Here is a 21,968-nt window from a genome sequence, read left to right as displayed (position 1 = left end):
TTCGCAACGATTGCATGATTAAATGCGAACTTTATATACCTTTCGCACTTCAAATTTCGGCAGTGCCTTAGGAGGCACCGGGGTGCTCGGCAAAGGCTTTGCCAGCATGGAGCTGGCATAGAGCCTACATGGACGTATTCACGGCGTCCTTTGACGGGCATCCCGGTGCCGAATTTTGATCTCCGACAGGTATAAATGACCTCAGCCATCTGTGCAGACTCAAGCAATATACAGATTAAGGTGATCGGGCTTGATATAGCCTAAATTCGCATCGTAATCTTCAATTTGATTGACGATAAACCAATCTTCTTTTCGGCTGTGCCGACCGTTTCTGAAAACTTGCACAGGCACCAGGCTATCCCAAATCACATCATCCGGTTTGGGGCGATACAAGCTGATACTCAAACAGCGCGCTTGTTTGACCCATTTCGAAGTCAGCCCTTCTGTTGCGGCCTGTTCCCGTAATTGCTCGTAAAGCTCTCTATCGTAAGGTACGACCAGATTGATCGTATCGTTGTTGATTAGCTTGTAATGCTTTGCGACATCGACAAAATTTAAATCTTGAACGGCTTCGTTCAACCGTCTGCCGAGCTGTTCCGGTGCGGCCACTGTATAAAGCCGCCGGTAATACTGCTCAATAATCTTCGGGTCATAAGGATCGAAAGCTTCGCCATAGTCATGTTTCAAGCTAGCCGTTACTGAGGATGCTTGCTCATAGGTTTTGCCGGGATATAGCCTCCCGTCGCAACAGGGAGTGAAGACAATAGTTTTCCCCTTGTTCAATTTTCCTTCCCTATTACAACGCCCTGCCGCTTGAATGATGGCATCCAACGGCGCAAAGGCGCGATATACCAAAGGAAAATCGACATCGACACCCGCTTCGATACACTGTGTCGCAATCAAGCGGCATGGCCGGTCATCCTTCAACCGTTGCCTGACTTCATTCAAAACTTGTTGTCTATGTAATGGGCAAAGATTCGTGGAAAGATGAAACAGTTCGTCCGTCGTCTCGAATGCTTCCCAAAGCATTTGTGCATGTCGCTTGAGATTGACAATGCATAGAACTTGCGTTTGCTCATTCAACATTGCCGCCAACTCATTCCAGGTCGGCTTTTCGTCTAACCAGTCATAGTCAACACGACGTAAGGCATTCGACATAGCGCCATGCTCGTTAACGAGCATGGTCGGTTGCCAACCAAACGAGCACTGTTTTTGAACCGCAGCGTGGAGATGGTCGAAAGCCGGTTGTGTCGCAGTGGCAAATACGACACTGCTTTGCCAACTATGTCCGATATGACTGAGCGCCGCCAGAGTCGGAATCGCCAGATCAGTCGGTAGGGTTTGCACTTCGTCGAATAATATCACTGAGTTGGCAATGCGATGGATTTTGCGGCAGGCGGAAGGCCTATTCGAAAATAACGATTCCAAAAACTGGACGCTGGTCGTAACGACAATCGGGGCATCCCAGTTTTCCGACAACAAGCGCTGCCGTCTGAGTTGGCGTTCTCGCTCTTCGCAACCTTCGGCGTCGGATTCGGCAGTTTCCTCGCCGAGACCGCTCATGCTGTGATGCTCCAGGACGAAATCGGGGCCGAATTCGGCAAAGATTTCCCGATATATTTGAGCTGTCTGCTCGATGATACTCAAATAGGGAATCACCAGAATGATTCTTTCCAGATTGTTATGGATTGCATGTTGTAGAGCAAAGCTCAACATGCTCAATGTTTTACCGCTGCCGGTCGGCGCCGTTAATGTAAATATGCTTGTTGATTGCCGAGCATTAGTTAAGCAAGAATTCAATAATTGTCGGCGGACTTGCTGCAACGCCGAAGCCTGATCGGCTAAGGCTGATTTAGCGTCAATAGAGTCGCAAAGCTTTTTCAATGCCGCAGGCGCTATACCATCATCATTGAGTTTGAGTCCCGGTTTACGGTGGGCTTTCCCATTTGCATCGCCGTTAAAATGCGCTTCGGTATCGATGAAATCCGCATCGACCAATGCCGAAAAAACCCGCCGAACATCCAGCATGCTATCGATTCTCGCCTGCGACTCACCAACCCCATGAGGAAATAATCGCGATACTGGTTTATTTGCGGCTAAGCCATCTTGATGCAGCCGGTTTTGTAATCGTTCGATGTCTGAATCGCTCAACTGTAAATTTTGCGGATGATATTTCGCCAAGTTGTCTGGAATTAATTTTTTCAAGTCTTCTTTTTGAAGGCTTTGCAAGCCGATATGATGGCCTTGTATTGCAATCGAGGCAGCTATCGATCCGTATTTTTTCAATGCCAAAAAGGCGCCTTGCGACCAGTGATCAAGCCCCTGGTCGTGCCCTTGTAAACGATTTTGAAATCTATCGCCATATTTGCCTAAATCATGCAGCAATCCGGCTAGAGCTGCCTCCTCTTCACCCCGCCAGCCTCCGGTATAGGAATGTGCTAATTTCGAGACCGATTCCAAATGCTCTTTCAACAAATGCCAACTCCCGAAATCATTCCCACTATGCGCAAAATATTTTTTCATCTGCCCTGCCCTTACGCTTGATACCTGCTAAGCTACTGATAGAGTTCTTAACCATTCCCCAATTAATATATAAATTTAGTTTTCATGACTCTAACACCATGAGTAATCTCTTGCAACCGAATTTAAAATGGGAACAGCGTCATCGATTAACTTTGCTGGAAGCAACGGTGTTTTGGAGCGGCGAAATTTCGACCGGTACGTTGATTAATTATTTCGGCATCAGTCGGGTACAGGCTTCGAAGGATTTGACGCTTTATCAATCGCTGTGCCCGGGAAATATTCGTTACGATAAGTATTTGAAACGCTATGTGGTCGACGATTCGTTCAAACCCGGTTTCATGGATGGAACGACCGGCGAGCTGTTACAGGTTTTAAAATTACAGCAACAAAACGGTTACGAAACCTTGATCGCATTAGTCGGCAATCTTCCAACCGTTGAAATCGTCAATCCATTGGCACGGCAAATTGATGCGCGAGTTTTGCGCGGCGTTGTGCAGGCAGTGCGTTTTAAATTCGAGCTGGAGATTTCATATCAATCGTTGTCCAGTCCTAAGCCTAAGACTTTGCAAATCAACCCTCATACTTTGGTGTTCGACGGTTTGCGTTGGCACGTTCGGTCTTTCAGCGTAACTCACAACGACTACCGCGATTTCGTTCTTGCACGTATTCATAGCGTCTCTATTTTGGGTAAGGCTGACGAACCTCCTTTCACAGACACTTTGTGGAACAAGTGGTTGACTATCGAAATCGGTCCGCATCCGGGATTGAACAAAGCGCAAAAAAGCGTGATCGAGCGCGATTTCGGGATGGTCGACGGTAAATGCGTCACTCAAATTCGGGCTGCCTTGTTGTCGTATTTTCTTTTGAGTATGCGAATCGGCAAGGACGATCTGCATCGGGAAGCGATGGAGCAGCAAATCGTGCTTTTGAATCGCGATGAGATCAAGGATTTTATCTTTTTTTAATGCTCGGTATCCCTCCTTAAAACCTAAGCAGATTTTTCAATTTACATGAATAAATGCCGATGGGCTTTGTCCAGCCCGCTTGAAGAGGACTATCACGACCGCGAATGGGGCGTACCGGTGCATGACGACCGCCTGTTGTTCGAGTTTTTGGTTTTGGAGGGCGCTCAAGCGGGCTTGAGTTGGTCGACGATTTTAAAAAAACGCGATCATTTCAGGGCGGCGTTCGATAATTTCGATCCGGTATCGGTGGCCGGCTATGATGAGGCAAAAATCGCGGAGTTGCTGGAGAATCCGGGCATCATACGCAACCGGCTCAAAGTGAATGCCGCTGTGACTAATGCACGCGCTTTTTTGAATGTCAAAGAAGAAACCGGGAGTTTCGATGCGTTTCTATGGGATTTTGTCGACGGACGGCCAGTCCGGAACGCGTGGCGGACGCACGCCGAGTTGCCGGCGAATACGCCTTTATCGGATCGGCTCAGTAAAGAATTGAAAAGACGAGGTTTTAAATTCGTCGGTTCGACGATTTGTTATGCGTTCATGCAGGCGGTCGGCATGGTTAACGATCATACTGTCGATTGTTTCCGTTATGGGGAAATTGCGCGGATTTCGGATTGATAGACTTCCGGTTACGAGAAGGTGATTATGTTTACCTTAGCAGGACGGGGTTATAAAACCCCGTCCTGTCAAAGTCCTGCCAAAATATGGATTCTCACGGAGGACTATGGGAACCGGAAAACGTTCGGGGCGGGTTAAATAACCCGCCCCGCGTGAAGTGTTCGACGTATTATGCTTCCAGCACGAATGCGGCTTTCAGCTTGTTCATGGCGTTTTTTTCCAACTGCCGGATGCGCTCGGCTGAAACGTTGTAGCGTTCGGCTAAATCATGCAACGTCGCTTTTTCTTCGCTTAGCCAGCGGCTATTGAGAATATCGAGACTACGCTCATCAAGCTCCGCCATTGCTTCGCTTAGCATGTTCTCTTCATAACCTTGCCATTGCTCGTTTTCCAGCAAATCCGCAGGGTCCGAGTTATGTTGTTCTAAGTAACTGACCGGCGAGGCGTAAGTGCTTTCGTCGGAAGGCTCGTCATGCGGCATGTCGAAAGCCATATCCGAACCGTCCATACGTTTTTCCATTTCATAAACGGTTTTGAGATCAACGCCTAAATCGTTGGCGACAGCTTTCGCCTCGTCGTGCGACAACCAGCCTAGGTTGTTTTTCGATTTGCGTAAATTGAAAAACAGTTTACGCTGAGCTTTGGTTGTAGCGATTTTGACGATACGCCAGTTTTTGATGACGTATTCATGTATTTCCGCTCTGATCCAATGCACGGCAAAGGTCACTAAGCGAACCCCGACATCGGGATCGAAGCGTTTGACGGCTTTCATTAAGCCGACGTTGCCTTCTTGAATGATGTCGGGCAACGGCAGTCCGTAACCGCTGTATCCACGCGCGACATGAACGACAAAACGAAGATTCGACATAACTAGCTCCTTCGCTGCTTCCAAGTCGCCTTCATCGCGATAGCGAAGCGCCAATTTGCGCTCTTGTTCGTGAGACAAAGTCGGCGTTTGCGCGACCGCATTCAAATAAGCGTCGAATGTTCCTACGGAAAGATTAGTTGGTAAGGCAAAGGCTAATGCGTTACTCATGATTTCCCCTTGTTTTTAAGTTTGCCCGATTTTAGCACTCTCGCGTTATGAGTGCTAAAATTTTTATAAGTTCCGCATTATTTTGTGAGTGAATTCATAATCGATAGGGCTCGGGACGATTCTGATTGATTGGGGATCTCGCTATAAATACCTTCTTGGAGTCAAGGACTCAAACTGGCTTTCGGTTTATTCGGGCTTGGTCAGTCTTAATTGATAGCAAAGCACCCCCCAGGCAGCGGCTACTCCAAGCAGTGAAGAAATCGCAATTAACGACATCATTTCGCCGAAACTCAAATAACGCATCGAAAATACGCCGTCATAAAGTCCGGACAGTCGATCGATCGGCTGCTGCAGAATAAACAACATGACCGTCACAGTAATCCAAGCCAAAATGCCGGAACAAAAACCCAACCAAAAACCGGTATACAAAAACGGCCTTTGAATAAAACGATGGGTCGCGCCCACCAGTTTAGCGATGATCACTTCATCACGCCGATTGTGTAATTCCAGTCTTATCGTATTGCCGGTAATGAATAATACGGCTAGGGCCAATATAAAACTGAGCAGCGTAACGCCGCGATCCGCCAGCTCCATGATCGAATACAAGCGTTTGATCCATTGCATATCCAATTGTGCAAAATCGACTTCTTGTAAATCCGTTAATTTTTTAAACAATTCGTCTAGTTGCGGTCCTTCTTCGAGGCTATGTTCCGGCATAACCTGAATGACTGTCGGCAAGGGGTTTTTATCCAACGCCTTCAGTGCATCGCCGAAACCGCTATATTCGCGAAATTCGGCGAGCCCTTGGGTTTTCGTAATAACCTTGACTGCCTGTATATGATCGAATTTTTTAATTTTCTCGGCTAACTTTACGCCGGCATCATCGGTGACGTGATCTTTTAAAAACAACGAAATTTGATTGCTATCTTCGAGTCCGCCGGTTAATTGTTGAATATTGGCGACCAACAGATAGAATCCGGCGGCCAACGAAATTGCAATGGACAATACGCTGACGGTCATCAACGATGTCACAGGTGCGCGCGCCAAACGACCTAAACTGGAAAACAAGGCTTGCGCATGAATATCCAGGTAAGTCTGTAGCATAGCGCTTAGCCTACCGGAAACAACTTTTCGTCGGACTTCCTTTTTCTGTCGGGGTTGCGGTCTTCTGTGGTTGATATTCGGCTTTTTCATCTGTTAACTTGCGACCAAGCGGCCATGATCCAATTGCAATACACGATGTCCCATTCGCTCAACCAAAGCGATATCATGTGTGGCAATCAACACCGTTACGCCGACTTGTTGAAAATCCTCAAATAATTTCATAATCTCGGACGACAATTCCGGATCCAAATTACCGGTCGGCTCGTCGGCGAGAATCAACGGCGGTTTGTTTATAACGGCGCGGGCAATACCGACGCGCTGCTGTTCGCCGCCGGACAAAGTCTGGGGAAGTTTTTTTTCCTTACCCAGCAAGCCGACCTTATCGAGCGCTGCTCGAACGCGCCGACCGATATCAAAATGACTGTAACCCGCCACCACCAACGGCAATGCGACATTGTCGAAAACGGTTCTATCTTGCAGCAATTTATAATCCTGAAATATTAAGCCCAGCTTCCTTCGTATATAGGGTATTTGTCGAGCGGACGCCTTGTTCAGATTTTGCCCGTCCAACAAAACTTGACCGCGCGAACATCTTTCCATGACCGCGATCAATTTCAACAAAGTGCTTTTACCGGCTCCGGAATGGCCGGTCAAAAAAGCGAATTCGCCGCGCTGTAGATGAAATGTGACATCCAGCAATGCATCGCCGGCATCGGGATAACGTTTACTGACATGATCGAATTTGAGCATAAACCTATTGATCTTTAACAAATAAGGCGTCGACAAACTGTTTCGCATCGAAATCCTGCAAATCGTCGATTCCTTCACCGATACCGATAAAACGAATCGGCACGCTGAATTGCTTGGCTAATGCAAAAATAACCCCGCCCTTCGCTGTGCCGTCCAACTTGGTTAATGCGATACCGGTCAATGCCACAGTTTCGTTAAATTGTTTCGCCTGAGACAACGCGTTCTGACCGGTTCCCGCGTCTAAAACCAACAAAACCTCGTGCGGCGCGGTTTCATCGAGCTTTCCGATAATGCGCTTAACCTTTTTTAGTTCATCCATCAGATTGGATTTGGTGTGTAAACGTCCTGCGGTATCGGCAATCAACACGTCGACACCTTTGGCCTGTGCCGATTGCACACCGTCATAAATCACCGAGGCAGAGTCGGCGCCGGTGTGCTGCGCGACGACATGAATGTTGTTACGCTCGCCCCAGGTTTGCAACTGTTCGACTGCCGCTGCCCTGAAGGTGTCGCCCGCAGCCAGCATCACGCTATGGCCTTGAGATTGAAAGCGCTTGGCCATTTTACCGATCGTCGTAGTTTTGCCGGCACCGTTGACGCCGACTACCAAAATCACGAACGGCTTATCTTGTTCGGGAATCTGTAGGGGGTGGTTACAAGGCTTAAGAATAGCCAATAATTCTTGTTTCAGCGCATTTTCCAATGCTTCCCCGTCGTTTAATTGATGCCGTTCGAGACTATCGGTCAATCGCCGAATGATTGCTGTCGTCGCTTCGAAACCGATATCGGCCATCAATAATCTGGCTTCGATTTCCTCCAGTAAATCGTCGTCGATGGCTTTTTGACCAATGGGAATCGTTGCCATCAATCCGCTAAGGCCGGACCGAGTTTTTTGCAGCTGCGATTTAAGGCGGCGCGCCAGCGATTCCGGTTCCGGCTCGACATAGCCGACTTCGATTACTGCTTCGGCAGCTTCAAACTCGGCGACAGGACGCTCGACCGTTTCGCCGGCCAACACTTCGCCCGCATATCCGTAACGGCTATAAACGGCGATCGCGAGCAACGGCAGCATCAATATTGCCGAAACAAAATTATGCACAATGGCCGACCATGCCGGTAGTCCGTATTTTGCCGCAATAACGCTAAAGCCGATTTGCACGAATAATAAAATACTTAGCATCATGCCGGCTTTTCTGACCGGTTTGGCGCAGTTAACCGAAGTGGCTCGCAGCACCAGCCAAGTTAAAACAACAAAAATCGGCAGGGCAAAGACTCTATGCAACCAATGGGCAGCCACCTGTGCGTCGTAGGATAAAATCCCTTGATAACCGGTGACAAGACCATTGAATATATTCAACGCGGCACGGTAATCGGCTTGCGGCCACCATTGCCCGTTACACTGGGGAAAACCGCTGCAGACTTGTCCCGCATGATTGGCGTTAACCCATAAACCGGATAGGGTTTGCACCAACACCAACAAGCCGGCGAACCCGGCTAGCCAGATGGGACCGCTTATTCGATCCAGTTTATTTAAGGCAGGATTTAATCGTAAAAATAGCCAACTCAATAGCCAGAACTGGATAAAGCCAAGCAATGCCTGAGCAATGACTATAATCGGCATCGCATTCAATTCGACCGCTTTGACGGCCGTGCATACTTGCGCAGCCGCCACGATAAGCAGCGCCACCGCGCCAGTTGTCGCCACGGAACGTTGATACTTCTGGCGCCATGCGATCAATGCCAACAGCACGACGGTCAACATCGATAAGCCGAATACATAGCGTCGCGCCATTTCTTGCCAAGCTTTACCTACATCGACCGCTTTTCCCGGATAAAGCTGTTCGGCCGAAGCTTTAAACTCGGCACTATCGGCGATAAACCATTGACCGTAGCATTCAGGCCAGTCCGGGCATGCCAAATCTGCTCCGGTCAACTTGACGACGGAACCGGCTACGATAAGCAATAAAGCCAAAAAGGCGGAAACAAAGGTAATTTTTCTAAACATGGTTTATCCGATTTGCGAAACACTAAGTAATTTTCTGAGATCGCTCTTTACATCATAAGGGTTAAATCCGGGCTGATAACGCATCATGATATTGCCCAATGGATCCATGATCAACAGCATACCGTTCGCGATCCCGGTTCCGTTGAGCTTAGTCATTTGCTTCTGCAAGTCCGAACTGGGGCGAGTCTTTAACAGCCGGTCGTCGTCCTGCCACCACGTCTTTATATGCTGTTCGGCATCGGGATTCAGCAATATCACTGTTCTACGGATACGAGTTAACTCCTTGCCCATCATCAATAAGAGTTGTTTGGATTTATAAACGGCATCAAGGCAGGTTTGATCGCAATCCGCATCAGGCACCACATTGATTAAAACCCAGCGGCCTTTTAATTCGTCAATATTTTCGGCCGAGAATGAATCGATACCGATTAGATCGAGGCGCTCGGTCAGTAACGGCGGAATAATCAATTCGCCATGATTGGTTGCGCCTTTAAGTAGATTGGGATGTTCTTTTAAATACCACGCAAAAAGAAACGGGATGATCGACATTCCGAAAATAATCAGAATTAGGTTGCGATTTTTTTTCTGTTGATTATTCATGTTTTGTTTTGCACGCGTACCATATAAATAAAGCCGTTAAAGTTAAAGCCAAGCCATACCATTGCACCGCATAGGCCACATGCTTTTCAGGCGGTATGACAGTCGCGATATGCCATTCCCGCAAATAACCTTGATCCTCGGCTGGGTGTAGTTCAATTTGATAATCGGCCAACGGATAACCCAGTTTCTCAGCAATAACGTTGCTGTCGATCAGTTGCACGAGAGACGGCCAAGTATCGGTCGGAATCTCCGCGCCTTCCAGATGATAACCGACATCAGGAAAAGTATTGATTCGTCCTTGGATGGTAACCTTGCTTTCTTGCAAGGTAATATCAGGCAGCGTTTGTCGATCGCGACCCGCTTCAATCCATCCCCGATTAACTAAGACTGCCGTATTGGAGTTTTCCGGCAACAGCGGCGTCATCACGAAATAACCGGCTTTTCCGTGTCTAATTTGATTATCCAGCAAAAATTGACGCTCGGTATCGTAACGCCCGGTTAATTCGACAGTTCGATAACGAATACTCGCGGCATCGGCCGGCAACTCCGATGTTAACGACAACGGAGGTAATTGGCTTTGTTTCTCCTGTTCGGCCAGATATTCGGCTTTTTCCGAAGATCTGGATAATTGCCAATTTCCTAGCGAAATCAGTAGTACCATCAATAACACATAGGCGATTGATGGAATTAATGTGAGTCTAAGATTACAAAGACCGATTTTGATCGTCATGGTTTTTGGATTGTCCTATTGGCAAGCGTCGATTAATCGTTGAGAATACCCGATTATCACCGATCGCTTTTAGACTTTTTATGCTTATTAAAACTATCTTCATTATTGCGTTTGCTGCAATCCTTATCAGCCTGGGCTCCGCACTTTATCATATCGTTGTCCGAAAACCGGAAGACCGGTCGGATAAAGCCGTCAAAGCATTAACAGTCCGAATTTCATTATCAATCGTGTTATTCATTTTATTGTTTCTAGCGATGGCCTTCGGCTTATTAAAACCTCACGGTATCGGCTCGGCCATTCATGCAAAAAAACCGCCCCAAGCGGAACAAAGCCAATAAAACCCATCTCTCAAGCAGGACGGGGTTTGTAAGCCTGTCCTAAGCGTTTCGACCGTAGCAAAACCAATTCGAAACACTAGGGATGGTTAAATAACCCGTCCCGCAAAGCCAATCCAGCCCGCCTTTCCGTCAAATCAAACGACAAAAAAAAAGCGCTACCTGGCAGGCAGCGCTTTAATTTGATGCCCTGTTATCGACTTACATCATGTAAACGAAGACAAATAATCCCAACCAAACGACGTCGACAAAATGCCAGTACCAGGCGGCCGCTTCGAATGCGAAATGATTCTCCGGTTTAAAATGACCTTTCCAGCTGCGGAACAATACCACAGAAAGAATAATCGCACCGACACAAACGTGGAACCCATGGAAGCCGGTTAGCATAAAGAATGTCGACCCGTAAATACCTGAACCTAAGGTCAAGCCCATTTCGGTATAAGCTTCGTGATATTCTATTGCTTGAAAACCGACGAACAGAAAACCCAACGCAACCGTTGCAATCAGACCTTTAATAAGTTGATCGCGGTTTTTTGCCAGTAAACCATGATGCGCCCAAGTACAAGTAACACCGCTTGTCAACAGAATTAATGTGTTTAAAAACGGCAAACCCCAAGCCCCCATCGGTTCGTATTCGCCGCCGATTTCACCCGGTCCGTTAGTCGGCCACATCGCTTCGAATGCCGGCCACAAGGTTTCATGAGTCGCACGTCCGGGACCGTCGCCGAAACCGCCAAGCCAAGGCACTGAAAGGTTTCGCGTATACCATAAGGTTCCGAAGAATACGGCAAAGAACATGACTTCCGAAAAAATGAACCACATCATGCCCATACGGTAGGAAATACCGACTTGAGTGCTGTACATTCCCGATTCGCTTTCAACGGACTGAAGCGTAAACCAGCCGGCCAGCATGATAATAAACACGACGAAACCCATAATCATCATCGCAGGGCCGATCGAGGAGCCATTTAACAAATTGGCAAATCCTGCCAGAGTCATCATAAGACCAACCGTACCGATAATCGGCCAGGTCGCCTTATGAGGAATGTAATAAGCGTTTGTAGACATAACCTTCCCCTATTTTTGCTTTTTTGCTGTTAATTCAGTGTTATCGAAAAATGTGTATGCAAGCGTGATTGTTTTGTACTTTTCAGGCAGTTTCGGATCTACGACGAAACGAACCGGCATCGTTTTAGATTCATGGGCTTCGAAACTTTGTTCGTCAAAACAAAAACATTGCGTCTTTGTGAAAAATTCCGCAGCCTGACCCGGCGTAATACTGGGTATCGCCCGGGCAATCATCGGCTTATCGGTAAGGTTTTCGGCATAAAAGTTAACCGTATAATATTGTCCGGGATGCACCTTCATTTTATACGTCTCGGCACGAAATGCCATCGGCGCGGCTTGGTTCAACGAAGTGACAAATTCAACAGTCACTTCACGGCTTTCATCGACTTCGCGTGCCGTTTCTGCTGCCGCAACCGAGGCCGTTTTGCCGTTCAGACCCGTTATGTCGCAAAATACATCGTAAATCGGTACCAGCACATAACCGAAACCGAACATGCCCACCGCAATCAATACTAAATTGCGGACCAACTTTCTGTTTTTTTGCTTCGTATCATCATTCATTGCGAAATAGCTCTTAAAACCGCAAATACGTATATCGCAATCGCGACAGCAACCAGCACCACAGCTGTCAAAATATTCTTTGTTTTCGTATTCATAACATCACCACTTTACCCGCCGTCAGACGGGTAAAGTTTCTGAGAAAAGTCAATCCTTGTACAAAAACGATTACAGCGCTGTCCGATTAGAAATGTTCGGTTGGAATTTCTTTCGGCGGCGTCGTGAACGTATGGTAAGGAAGCGGGGAAGGTAAAGTCCATTCCAAGCTGTGTTTAGACGCATCTTCCCAGACTTCGCCGGTCACTTCTTCGCCGGTGCCGCCTCTGATCGTTTTGATCACGATATACAGGAACAACAACTGGCTGAAACCGAATACGAAGGCACCGATACTCGATACCATGTTCCAATCGGCGAATTGCACCGCATAGTCAGGGATACGACGCGGCATGCCTGCCAAGCCTAAGAAATGCTGAGGGAAGAACAATACGTTGACCGAAATCGCCGACAACCAGAAATGCAGTTGTCCCAATTTTTCGTCATACATATTGCCGGTCCATTTCGGCAGCCAGAAATAACCCGCCGCCATCAAGATAAAAATAGACGCAGGTACCAGCGTGTAATGAAAATGCGCGACAATGAAATAGGTGTCGTGATATTGGAAATCCGAAGGCGCGACTGACATCATCAAGCCGGTGAAACCGCCCATCGTGAACAGCACGACGAATGCAATCGAAAAAAGCATCGGTGTTTCGAAGGTCATCGATCCTTTCCACATGGTCGCGGTCCAGTTGAAAACTTTGACGCCGGTCGGAATCGCAATCAGCATCGTTGCATACATGAAATAAAGCTCTCCGGCGACCGGCATACCGACCGTAAACATGTGGTGAGCCCAAACGATAAACGATAAAAATGCAATCGATGCGGTCGCATAGACCATCGAGCTATAACCGAACAGCGGCTTACGCGCGAAAACCGGAATGATCGTCGAAGCAACACCGAAAGTCGGCAGAATCATTACATAAACTTCCGGATGACCGAAGAACCAGAAAATGTGTTGATAAAGGACAGGATCGCCGCCGCCGGCTGCATCGAAAAAACTGGTATCGAAAAAACGATCGGTCAACAACATAGTCACCGCACCGGCGAAAACCGGCATGATCGCAATCAATAAAAACGCAGTAATCAGCCAAGTCCAAACGAACAACGGCATTTTCATTAGCGTCATGCCGGGTGCGCGCATATTGAAGATCGTCGCGATGATGTTGATCGCGCCCATGATCGATGAAATACCGAGCAAATGCACAGAGAAGATCGCGAACGGTAGCGCGGCGCCGGTTTGCAACACCAATGGGGGATACAAGGTCCAACCCGAGGCTGGGGCACCGCCTTCCATGAACAAAGTGCTCGCGAGCATCAATGCACCGGCCACGAGTAGCCAGAAACTCATGTTGTTCATACGTGGTAACGCCATATCGGGCGCACCGATCATTAATGGGATCATCCAGTTGGCTAATCCAACAAATGCAGGCATGACCGCGCCGAATACCATGATCAACGCATGCATTGTCGTCATTGAATTGAAGAACTGAGGCTCAACGAACTGCAACCCCGGCTCGAACAATTCGGCACGAATGACTAAAGCCATCGCACCGCCTAGAAAAAACATCGCTAAAGCAAACACCAAGTACAATGTACCGATGTCCTTGTGATTTGTGGTAATGATCCATCTTAACAGCCCCTTTTCCGGACCATGGTCGTGATGATCGTGATGATCGTCATGTTCAGCTACTACCGCAGACATATTGTTACCTCTATAAATTTTAAAAAGATTAGAATTTGAATAAAGTTAAGCATTACTCTTCATCATCCTCATCTTCCTCTTCATCCGTCGGTGCGGATGATTTTAATGACTTTATCGCAGCGGGTTGAACCGAATCGCCCACCGAGTTACCTAAGGCATTGCGGGTATAGGTGACGACTGCGGCAAATTCGGTTTCGCTCAGCATTTGTCCAAATGCCGGCATCATTCCTTTCCCGTTATACATTAGCTCGATTTGAGCATCGATATCGCCCGTGACGACAGAACTACCGGTCAAAGCCGGAAATGTGCCTTCCATGCCCGCGCCGTCGGCCATATGACAGGAAGCGCAGTTATTGGTATAAACGCTTTCACCCTTGGCCATCAACTCGTCTGTGGTCCATTCCTTATCCGCCTGTTGTTTCTCGACTTCGGCGCCTGCCTTTTGAGATTCTACCCATGCATTGTAGTCGTCCTGCTCCATCGCGATCACGACGATCGGCATGAAACCATGATCCTTTCCGCAAAGTTCGGCGCACTGTCCGCGGTAGGTTCCTGGTTTTTCGACATAAGTCCAGGCTTCATTTATAAAGCCGGGGACCGTATCTTTTTTCCACCCTAAATCTGGTACCCACCAGGAATGCAGCACATCGGCCGCTGTGAATAAAAAGCGGATTTTCGTATTGACCGGAACAACCAGCGGATGATCGACATTAAGCAAGTAATGAGGCACGGACCTTGGGTCGATACCCGAACCCAGCTGACGCGCTCTATTACTGGCTTCGTCCAAGGTACTGAAAAAGTGAATGCCGTTATCCAGGTATTCATATTCCCATTTCCATTGCCAACCGGTGACTTTGATCGACATATCCGCATCTTGAACATCATCCAAATCGAGCATCGTTTTTGTGGCCGGAATCGCCATACCGATTAAAATCAAAGTCGGAATAATCGTCCAGATAATTTCGACTTTGGTGCTCTCATGAAATTGAGATGCGACATGCCCTTTCGATTTGCGATGGTGATAAATCGAGTAGAACATTGTGCCGAAGACAGCAATACCGATTAACACGCATATCCATAAAATCAACATATGCAAATCGTAGACTTCTTGACTGATCTGAGTTACGCCTTGCCTCAGATTCAGGGTATATTCGGCCTGTGCAGTCCCTAGTCCCAAGGACATCAAGAACAGGCTTGCGAACAGTTGCTTGGTTTTCTTCACGGAGCAGCCTCCCGGTGGTAGTTAGAAACTCTTGTATGCAATTGATAAATTTTTAGTAACGTCATCAGCGCCAGTCTGTTTTAAAATCAAGACTTGTTCAGTTTGGCTTTCTAACGGCAAGCACCCTATCCTAAGTCAATGAAATAGAGAAAAAGTTTCTCTCGCTGATCAGCTACTCTTAGCCGGGGTTCAAAGCAAATCAACATTCACTAATTTCCCTGTTTTTATAATAGCTATTTTAAAAAACGAGAATTTTAACCCATGATGCGACGGTAAGCCAGAAGTGGTTTGCCGATGCCTTAAAACTAACGCGCACAAAAAAGCCCGTGACTCCTCCTTCACGGGCTTCGATGGTCTGCATTTTCACTAATCGCCCCGAACTGACAGTCTTCATCGACAGTGACTTCAACCGTCAATTTAAACCACAACCGTACCGAAAACCTTGGAAAAAATGCCGACTCTTTGTTGAAAAATCCTCAATTCATTTTTTCATCAATTAACTCAAAACGGCAGCATAGCCTCTATCGAAAGTCGGAATGTGACTTTCCAACCAACTCTTAACCATTCCTGATTAGCAAGATGCTTCAGCTTGCCGAAGCCAAGTGTCCGAGCAGGGGCCAGCCGTAGTCGCAAAAACTAAAATATGCTGTTACCCAAGCTCCAACCTGTTCAGGAAGCTCTAGCTTCCCGACAATCAAGAAAGATTGAACGAGCGAGTCGGGGTTGATTGAGAATGTGCGGAGGTTGTGTCGGTCTCAGGAAGCTGGAGCTTCCGGGGTGTCTTTCCCAAGCTGGAGCTTGGGAAAGAGCGTGATCAATTAACTCAAAACGGCAGCATAGCCTCTATCGAAAGTCGGAATGTGACTTTCCAACCAACTCTTAACCATTTGCCCCACTTCATCGGTTACATCGGCTTCGCCGGCATGGAATTTTTTTTGTAGATCGGCGCAAGTTCCCACTAAGGCCTCGTGTTCGGCTTTATGTGCCGCCAAACCGACAAAACCGGCCGCTTCCATTTCTTTTTCTTCATGCGCGAAATGCCCTACGACATAGGCAATCAAATCATCGAGTTGCGCGCCGATTGCGGATCTTTCCGCCCCGCCTGTCGCCAAATCGTAAAGTTTATTGAGTTTGTCGAACAAAACTTTATGTTCATCGTCGGCAAAACCGACATTGGTGCCGAATTGATCTGCCGTCCAAGTGATTAAAGCCATAATTTCCTCTCCTGTGTTGATTAATTGCCTTGTTTGAGCCTTTTCACTCGTCAAGGCTTTGAATTATGAGAATGCGGCGCATTCGCCCTCCCCTTGCATTGCAAACTGTTTTGCATGCCGAAATAACCGCAAAAGAATTATGGTTTATTTGGAACTTAATTTCAATATTTTTTATAGGGTTTTCTCGAATGCCGCCGACAGCTCATCGAAGTCGGATTCGGGCATAAAAGGAAATACTCCTAGCAACGGTGCGTCGATCATTGCCTTAATCGTGGCGATATTTTCCTCGCGCAGCAGCATGTTGTTATCGGAGCAAACGGCTATCCAACCGGCGCAAGCTTGTCCGGACTGCACAATCGACTCATAAGTTAATCTTGCATGATTGATACAACCCAGTCTTATCGCCACCACGATGACGACCGGCAAGCCCAGTACGCGCGCCAAATCGGAGACATCGGAGTCGGCATTCAACGGAACCCGCCAACCGCCGACGCCTTCGACCAAAACGATATCGGCATTTTGTTGCAGTGTTTGAAAAATCGAACATATATCATCCAAAACCGGCGGATGCTCTGCTCCAGCCAAATGCGGCGAAACCGGCATGCGATAGGCGTAAGGGTTAACCCATTCGTATTGCACCGGTATCGAGGCGTTTTGCTGTAATAGCAGCGCATCTTCGTTTCTCAGTTTGCCGTCGATTTCGAGACAACCCGAGGCGACCGGCTTCATGCCGATAACCGTATGCCCTTGATTTTTGAAATGACGCATCAACGCGACCGTCGCCCAGGTTTTTCCGACACCCGTATCTGTGCCGGTTATAAATAGCCCTTTAGTCATTGTTTTCTACTCTCGCCGAAACGATAAAAACCTCAAATGTCGCCCCAATATTGGCATCATTAAGCGGATAAGCCTCGATCATGCTTGTCATTTCCTGTTTTGTCGTTAGCCTTTTATTACGTCCGGAAGACACATTATGTGCCCCCATCGATTTAAGCTCTTTCATTAAAGCCAATACGGAACCGTAAACCGGCCGATAAATTTCGGATTGCACCGCTATTTCCTTAAATCCGGCATCGGCCAGGCAACGCCTTATTTCCGTTTCGCGGTAAAACTCGTTGACATGATGATAGTCGTCGACTGCGGCCCAAGCCTGTTTTAACTCGCAGAGCGTATGCGGACCGAAGGTCGAAAATACCAATTCGCCGTCCGCCTTGAGAATACGATGCAGACCACAGAAAACCGCCGTTAAATCGCGGCACCATTGCAAGGCCAGATTGGAAACCACCGTATCGACCGAGTTCGTATTTAACGGCGGGCTTTCCGCATCGCCGCAAACATAATGCAAACGACTGGTATCGCCGAGCTTTTGCCTTGCCGCATGCAGCATCGGCAAGGCAATGTCAAGCGCAACAATTCGCTCGACATTTTCGGCATCGAGCAAGGATTTAGTCAAAAATCCTGTGCCGCAGCCCAAATCGACAACGGTGCCCGTCAATTGTGCCGGTGCTACTCTTTGCAATAGATTTAAACCAACCGTTCTTTGCAAACCGGCAACACGATCATAAGACAGACTCGCCGAACCGAACGATTCTCTGAGCTTGGTCTTATCCAGTTCAAATACCGCGCTCACCTCGACTCCCAAAAATCGATAAGACTCTCGATCAATTCAGGTCGATGCGATAAAAACGGCGCATGCCCGGCATTTTTAATCACGCTCAAATGCAGGTCCGGATTGATTACCCGCATTGCTTCGCCGATGCCAACCGGAACCAAGGTATCTTTTTCGCCCAACATCGCCGCGACCGGTACGCGAAGATCGGCAAGCGCCGACCTTAAATCGGTCTGCTTTAAAACAGCTAAGCCGCCCTGCAGCGTTTTTTCCGTCGGCATGCGGGATTCGCGAAGCACGGCCGCGAGTTTTTTAGACAATTTCCTAAACTCTGGCAAACCATTGATTTGCAATGACAAGAAACGCAATAGCGTCGATTCGCAATCGGCGCTGAGATTCTCGGCGAATAGATCGAGCTGATTTTCCGGCATACCCGGCCAATCCGCATTTTCGACAAAACAAGGATTGCTGGCCAGCAAAACGACCGACGAGACGGCTTCCGGAAACAACCTAGCCATTGCCAAGGCCACCGACCCGCCCAACGACCAACCGATCCAGCAAGCTTTACTATCGACAATTTTGCTCAACTGCTCGCATACCGACTCGAGCGTGAACTCGGGTATTTCGGCGCTTAAGCCATGCCCCGGCAAATCGACGCAAACGACGCGGCGGGTTTGCGCCAATTGCTCGGCAAAATTGCGCCAAATGCCCGAATGCATCGCCCAACCATGGACCAAGACGACAGGCTCCCCATCGCCGTAAACTTGATAATGAATAGTCATTGCGATATAGATTTTGCCAAGGATTCGAGCAAACGATCGACTTGTTGCTCTTCGTGTAGCGCCGAAAAAGTCACGCGCAGCCGAGCGCTGCCTTGCGGAACGGTGGGCGGCCGAATTGCACCAACCCAAAACCCGTCATCGAGCAAACGCTTGCCGATTTCGACCGCCCTTCGACTATCGCCGATCAGGATAGGCTGGATCGCCGAATTCGAGGGCATCAACGGAAAACCGAGCTGTTCGGCGCCTCGGCGAAAACGCCGCACCAAATCGTTTAAATTTTCCCTGCGCCACTGATCTTCGATAAGAATATTCAAAGCAGCACGGGTTGCTTCGGCGACGGCGGGCGGCAATGCGGTCGTGTAGATATAGGTTCGAGCCTTTTGAATCAAAGTCTCGATCAGCGTCTCGGAGCCGGCGACAAAGGCTCCAAAGGTACCGAAAGCCTTGCCGAGCGTTCCGACCAAAATCGGCACCTGTTGTTGCGTCAAGCCGAAATATTCGACGATTCCCCGCCCTTTGTCGCCAATCACGCCCAAACCGTGCGCATCGTCGACCATCAACCAGGCGTCCTGTTCTTTCGCGATTTGCGACAGGACGTCGAGCGGCGCCAAATCTCCATCCATGCTGAACACGCCGTCGGTCACGATCATCGCCCGCCCTTCGGTACGGCTCAAACTGTCGAGCAAACCTTCCGCGTCGGCATGGCGGTAACGCTTAAAGCGCGCGCCCGATAACAAACCGCCATCCAATAAAGAGGCATGATTCAACCGGTCTTCGAAAACCGTATCTCCCCTACCCGTCAGCGCCGAAATGACGCCGATATTGGCCATGTAACCGGTCGAAAACAGTAGTGCACGGTCGCGGCCGGTGAACTCCGCAAGTTCTTCTTCCAAGGCATGATGCGCGCGGCCGTGACCGCAAATCAAATGCGCGGAGCCGCTGCCGACGCCGTAACGAGCCGCGCCGTCTTGAAAGGCCTTGACGACCGCAGGATGATTGGCCAAGCCGAGATAATCGTTGCTGCAAAAATTAATCAGCTTTCGCCCGCCGCACTGTAATTCGACGCCTTGAGCGGATTCGACGACTCGGCGCGTCCGGTACAAATCTTCGCGCGCCAAGCGCTCGAGCTCGGCATCCAGCCCGGATTCGATACCGATCATTGAACGTGACAAGACCCGCCGGAACGCACGCCTAAGCGTTCGAATAACGCTAGATCTTGATTGGTCATCGGATTGTCGGTCGTCAACAATTTTTCACCGTAGAAAATCGAATTGGCGCCGGCGAGAAAACATAGAGCCTGCATTTCGTCGCTCATAGCATTACGGCCGGCCGACAAACGCACGCGGGAAGTCGGCATTAGGATACGCGCGACCGCAATCGTTCTAACAAATACGATAGGATCCAATTTTTCGGTACCGTTCAGCGGCGTACCCTCGACCTGAACCAGCATGTTGATCGGCACACTTTCCGGATGCTTCGGTAAATTAGCCAATTCGATCAACAGTTTCGCTCTGTCTTGTTCGCTCTCGCCCATGCCGACAATGCCGCCGCAACAGACATTGATACCGGCATCCCGAACCCTCGCTAAGGTATCGAGACGGTCTTGATAGGTACGGGTCGTGATGATTTCCGAATAATAATCTTCCGAAGTATCCAGATTATGATTGTAATAATCGAGACCGGCTTCCTTGAGCGTCGCGGTTTGAGTGTCGGTCAACATACCCAGGGTCACACAGGTTTCCATGCCTAACGCTTTAACGCCTTGAATCATTTCGACGACGCGCGCGACATCTTTGTCTTTCGGTTGTCGCCAGGCCGCGCCCATGCAGAACCGAGAAGCGCCTTCGTCTTTCGCGCGCCGCGCTGCCTTTAACACGTCATCGACCGGCATCAAGGCTTCCGGTTGCAAATCCGCATCATAACGCGCGCTTTGCGGGCAATAAGCGCAATCTTCCGAACACGATCCGGTTTTAATGCTCAATAAGCTACTAATCTGAATCTCGTTCGGGTCGAAATGTTCGCGATGAATCGATTGGGCACGAAATATCAAATCGTTGAAAGGCAACGCGAATAAGGCTTGAACCTCCTCAGTGCGCCAGTCGTGGCGAATCGTGCTTATTGCTGGGTTTACTGACATTCTGTTAATCTCCGGATTATAAAAATTGAGCGATATCGATCAGGCTTTTGTCGGATTCGAGCTGCACCCGGTACCGATCTTTTTCAATGACGCACCGCTTGTCAACCTGACCACTTTAAAATGGTAAACAACTGGCTCGATATTATACAGAATTACTTATTGCCGCCCACCTGCATTTTATGCGGCAATCAGGGACAGGCTTCGAGGGATATTTGCGGGCCTTGCATGGAATTACTGGTCACTAACCCATATTGCTGTTACCGCTGCGGCATTCCTTTCGAACACGCGCCAACCGGGCCGGTATTGTGCGGCGATTGTCAAAAACGCATGCCCGGCTTCGACGAAACGCATGCGCCTTTTAAACATCAAAGCGTTATCCGTTTTTTAATCTCAGGATTGAAATTCCGCCGCCAATTCAAAAATGCGCGGCTGCTAGGATTGTTGATGGCGGATTACTTGAAAATATCCGCTGAAATACCGGACTGCCTGGTACCGGTACCGTTGCACCCCCGCCGTTACCGGGAACGCGGCTTTAATCAGTCGATAGAAATTGCTCGCACGCTAAGCCGTGAACTAGCGATACCGATTGATATCGACTGTTGCATTCGCAACCGCAACACGCCACACCAAATCGACTTGCCGGCCAAAGAACGGCGTAAAAACATGAAAAACGCATTTACCGTCAAGGGACCTTTAAGATTCGATCATATTGCGATCGTCGATGACGTGATGACCACCGGCACGACCGTTTCCGAACTGGCGCGAGCGCTAAAAAAAGCCGGTGCGGTTCGAGTCGATGTTTGGGTTTGCGCACGGGCATGAGAAATAGCGATTTCTAAAGGCTATCTTCGCGTTAATAGTCGCTCTTTCCCAAGCCCCATCTCTCGCCGTTATACATAAGTTGTAGATAC

General features: G+C 48.6%; 21 protein-coding genes. 4 read left to right on the top strand and 17 right to left on the bottom strand.

Features of this window, described 5'->3' with window-relative positions; translation table 11 throughout:
• Positions 1-219: 219 nt before the first annotated feature.
• Complete coding sequence (cas3, locus tag WJM45_RS08315) at positions 220-2,523, bottom strand: CRISPR-associated helicase Cas3' (protein WP_341328486.1); 2,304 nt, start codon at positions 2,521-2,523, stop codon at positions 220-222.
• 98 nt (positions 2,524-2,621) lie between these two features.
• Between cas3 and WJM45_RS08310 the strand changes: the two genes are divergently transcribed.
• Both WJM45_RS08310 and WJM45_RS08305 read left to right on the top strand, forming a co-directional pair.
• Positions 2,622-3,488 (top strand): WYL domain-containing protein, encoded by an 867-nt coding sequence (locus WJM45_RS08310; protein ID WP_341328485.1) that lies wholly within the window; start codon positions 2,622-2,624, stop codon positions 3,486-3,488.
• A gap of 45 nt (positions 3,489-3,533) precedes the next feature.
• Positions 3,534-4,106 carry a DNA-3-methyladenine glycosylase I gene (locus tag WJM45_RS08305; protein ID WP_341328484.1) on the top strand — a complete coding sequence of 191 codons (573 nt, stop codon included), beginning with the start codon at positions 3,534-3,536 and terminating at the stop codon, positions 4,104-4,106.
• Between the two features lie 169 nt (positions 4,107-4,275).
• On the opposite strand, the gene rpoH is transcribed toward WJM45_RS08305, so the two are convergent.
• From rpoH to WJM45_RS08275, 6 genes are all read right to left on the bottom strand, one after another.
• The gene (gene rpoH, locus WJM45_RS08300) at positions 4,276-5,142 is read right to left on the bottom strand and encodes an RNA polymerase sigma factor RpoH (protein ID WP_341328483.1); all 867 of its coding nucleotides are present in this window, start codon (positions 5,140-5,142) and stop codon (positions 4,276-4,278) included.
• 186 nt (positions 5,143-5,328) lie between these two features.
• The gene (ftsX, locus tag WJM45_RS08295) at positions 5,329-6,246 is read right to left on the bottom strand and encodes a permease-like cell division protein FtsX (protein ID WP_341328482.1); all 918 of its coding nucleotides are present in this window, start codon (positions 6,244-6,246) and stop codon (positions 5,329-5,331) included.
• Positions 6,247-6,339: 93 nt separating this feature from the next.
• Positions 6,340-6,996: a cell division ATP-binding protein FtsE gene (gene ftsE, locus WJM45_RS08290; protein WP_341328920.1), complete on the bottom strand. Its 657-nt coding sequence runs from the start codon at positions 6,994-6,996 to the stop codon at positions 6,340-6,342.
• Between the two features lie 4 nt (positions 6,997-7,000).
• Positions 7,001-9,001: a signal recognition particle-docking protein FtsY gene (gene ftsY / locus WJM45_RS08285; RefSeq protein WP_341328481.1), complete on the bottom strand. Its 2,001-nt coding sequence runs from the start codon at positions 8,999-9,001 to the stop codon at positions 7,001-7,003.
• Positions 9,002-9,004: 3 nt separating this feature from the next.
• A complete protein-coding gene (locus WJM45_RS08280) occupies positions 9,005-9,601 on the bottom strand; it encodes a hypothetical protein (RefSeq protein WP_017838884.1) in 597 nt (198 codons plus the stop codon).
• Positions 9,594-10,331 carry an SURF1 family protein gene (locus tag WJM45_RS08275; protein ID WP_341328480.1) on the bottom strand — a complete coding sequence of 246 codons (738 nt, stop codon included), beginning with the start codon at positions 10,329-10,331 and terminating at the stop codon, positions 9,594-9,596. Before WJM45_RS08275 ends, WJM45_RS08280 begins: the two co-directional genes overlap by 8 nt.
• 80 nt (positions 10,332-10,411) lie before the next feature.
• On the opposite strand from WJM45_RS08275, the gene WJM45_RS08270 reads away from it, so the two are divergent.
• On the top strand, positions 10,412-10,669 hold the full coding sequence (locus tag WJM45_RS08270; protein WP_017838882.1) for a twin transmembrane helix small protein: 258 nt from the start codon (positions 10,412-10,414) through the stop codon (positions 10,667-10,669).
• Positions 10,670-10,867: 198 nt separating this feature from the next.
• On the opposite strand, the gene WJM45_RS08265 is transcribed toward WJM45_RS08270, so the two are convergent.
• The 10 genes from WJM45_RS08265 to bioB form a co-directional block, all read right to left on the bottom strand.
• A complete protein-coding gene (locus WJM45_RS08265; RefSeq protein WP_017838881.1) occupies positions 10,868-11,734 on the bottom strand; it encodes a cytochrome c oxidase subunit 3 in 867 nt (288 codons plus the stop codon).
• A 9-nt stretch (positions 11,735-11,743) separates the two neighbouring features.
• Positions 11,744-12,295: a cytochrome c oxidase assembly protein gene (locus tag WJM45_RS08260; RefSeq protein WP_341328479.1), complete on the bottom strand. Its 552-nt coding sequence runs from the start codon at positions 12,293-12,295 to the stop codon at positions 11,744-11,746.
• Between the two features lie 181 nt (positions 12,296-12,476).
• Positions 12,477-14,093, bottom strand: a complete 1,617-nt coding sequence (gene ctaD, locus WJM45_RS08255; RefSeq protein WP_341328478.1) for a cytochrome c oxidase subunit I — start codon at positions 14,091-14,093, stop codon at positions 12,477-12,479.
• A gap of 52 nt (positions 14,094-14,145) precedes the next feature.
• Entirely contained in the window at positions 14,146-15,315 is a 1,170-nt protein-coding gene (gene coxB, locus WJM45_RS08250) for a cytochrome c oxidase subunit II (RefSeq protein ID WP_341328477.1), read from the bottom strand.
• An 818-nt stretch (positions 15,316-16,133) separates the two neighbouring features.
• The gene (locus WJM45_RS08245; protein WP_341328476.1) at positions 16,134-16,529 is read right to left on the bottom strand and encodes a bacteriohemerythrin; all 396 of its coding nucleotides are present in this window, start codon (positions 16,527-16,529) and stop codon (positions 16,134-16,136) included.
• 171 nt (positions 16,530-16,700) lie between these two features.
• A complete protein-coding gene (bioD, locus tag WJM45_RS08240; protein WP_341328475.1) occupies positions 16,701-17,366 on the bottom strand; it encodes a dethiobiotin synthase in 666 nt (221 codons plus the stop codon).
• Entirely contained in the window at positions 17,359-18,159 is an 801-nt protein-coding gene (bioC, locus tag WJM45_RS08235; protein ID WP_017838876.1) for a malonyl-ACP O-methyltransferase BioC, read from the bottom strand. The genes bioD and bioC overlap by 8 nt, the downstream gene beginning before the upstream one ends.
• Complete coding sequence (gene bioH, locus WJM45_RS08230) at positions 18,156-18,920, bottom strand: pimeloyl-ACP methyl ester esterase BioH (RefSeq protein WP_017838875.1); 765 nt, start codon at positions 18,918-18,920, stop codon at positions 18,156-18,158. The genes bioC and bioH overlap by 4 nt, the downstream gene beginning before the upstream one ends.
• Positions 18,917-20,080: an 8-amino-7-oxononanoate synthase gene (bioF, locus tag WJM45_RS08225; protein WP_341328474.1), complete on the bottom strand. Its 1,164-nt coding sequence runs from the start codon at positions 20,078-20,080 to the stop codon at positions 18,917-18,919. Before bioF ends, bioH begins: the two co-directional genes overlap by 4 nt.
• Positions 20,077-21,057: a biotin synthase BioB gene (gene bioB, locus WJM45_RS08220; protein WP_341328473.1), complete on the bottom strand. Its 981-nt coding sequence runs from the start codon at positions 21,055-21,057 to the stop codon at positions 20,077-20,079. Before bioB ends, bioF begins: the two co-directional genes overlap by 4 nt.
• A gap of 120 nt (positions 21,058-21,177) precedes the next feature.
• Between bioB and WJM45_RS08215 the strand changes: the two genes are divergently transcribed.
• The gene (locus WJM45_RS08215; protein ID WP_341328472.1) at positions 21,178-21,879 is read left to right on the top strand and encodes a ComF family protein; all 702 of its coding nucleotides are present in this window, start codon (positions 21,178-21,180) and stop codon (positions 21,877-21,879) included.
• Positions 21,880-21,968: the final 89 nt, after the last annotated feature.

The sequence above is a fragment of the Methylotuvimicrobium sp. KM2 genome (assembly GCF_038051925.1).
Classification (GTDB): domain Bacteria; phylum Pseudomonadota; class Gammaproteobacteria; order Methylococcales; family Methylomonadaceae; genus Methylotuvimicrobium.
Note: the sequence above shows the minus strand (reverse complement) of the source record. Positions and strands in the feature narration are given on the sequence as shown.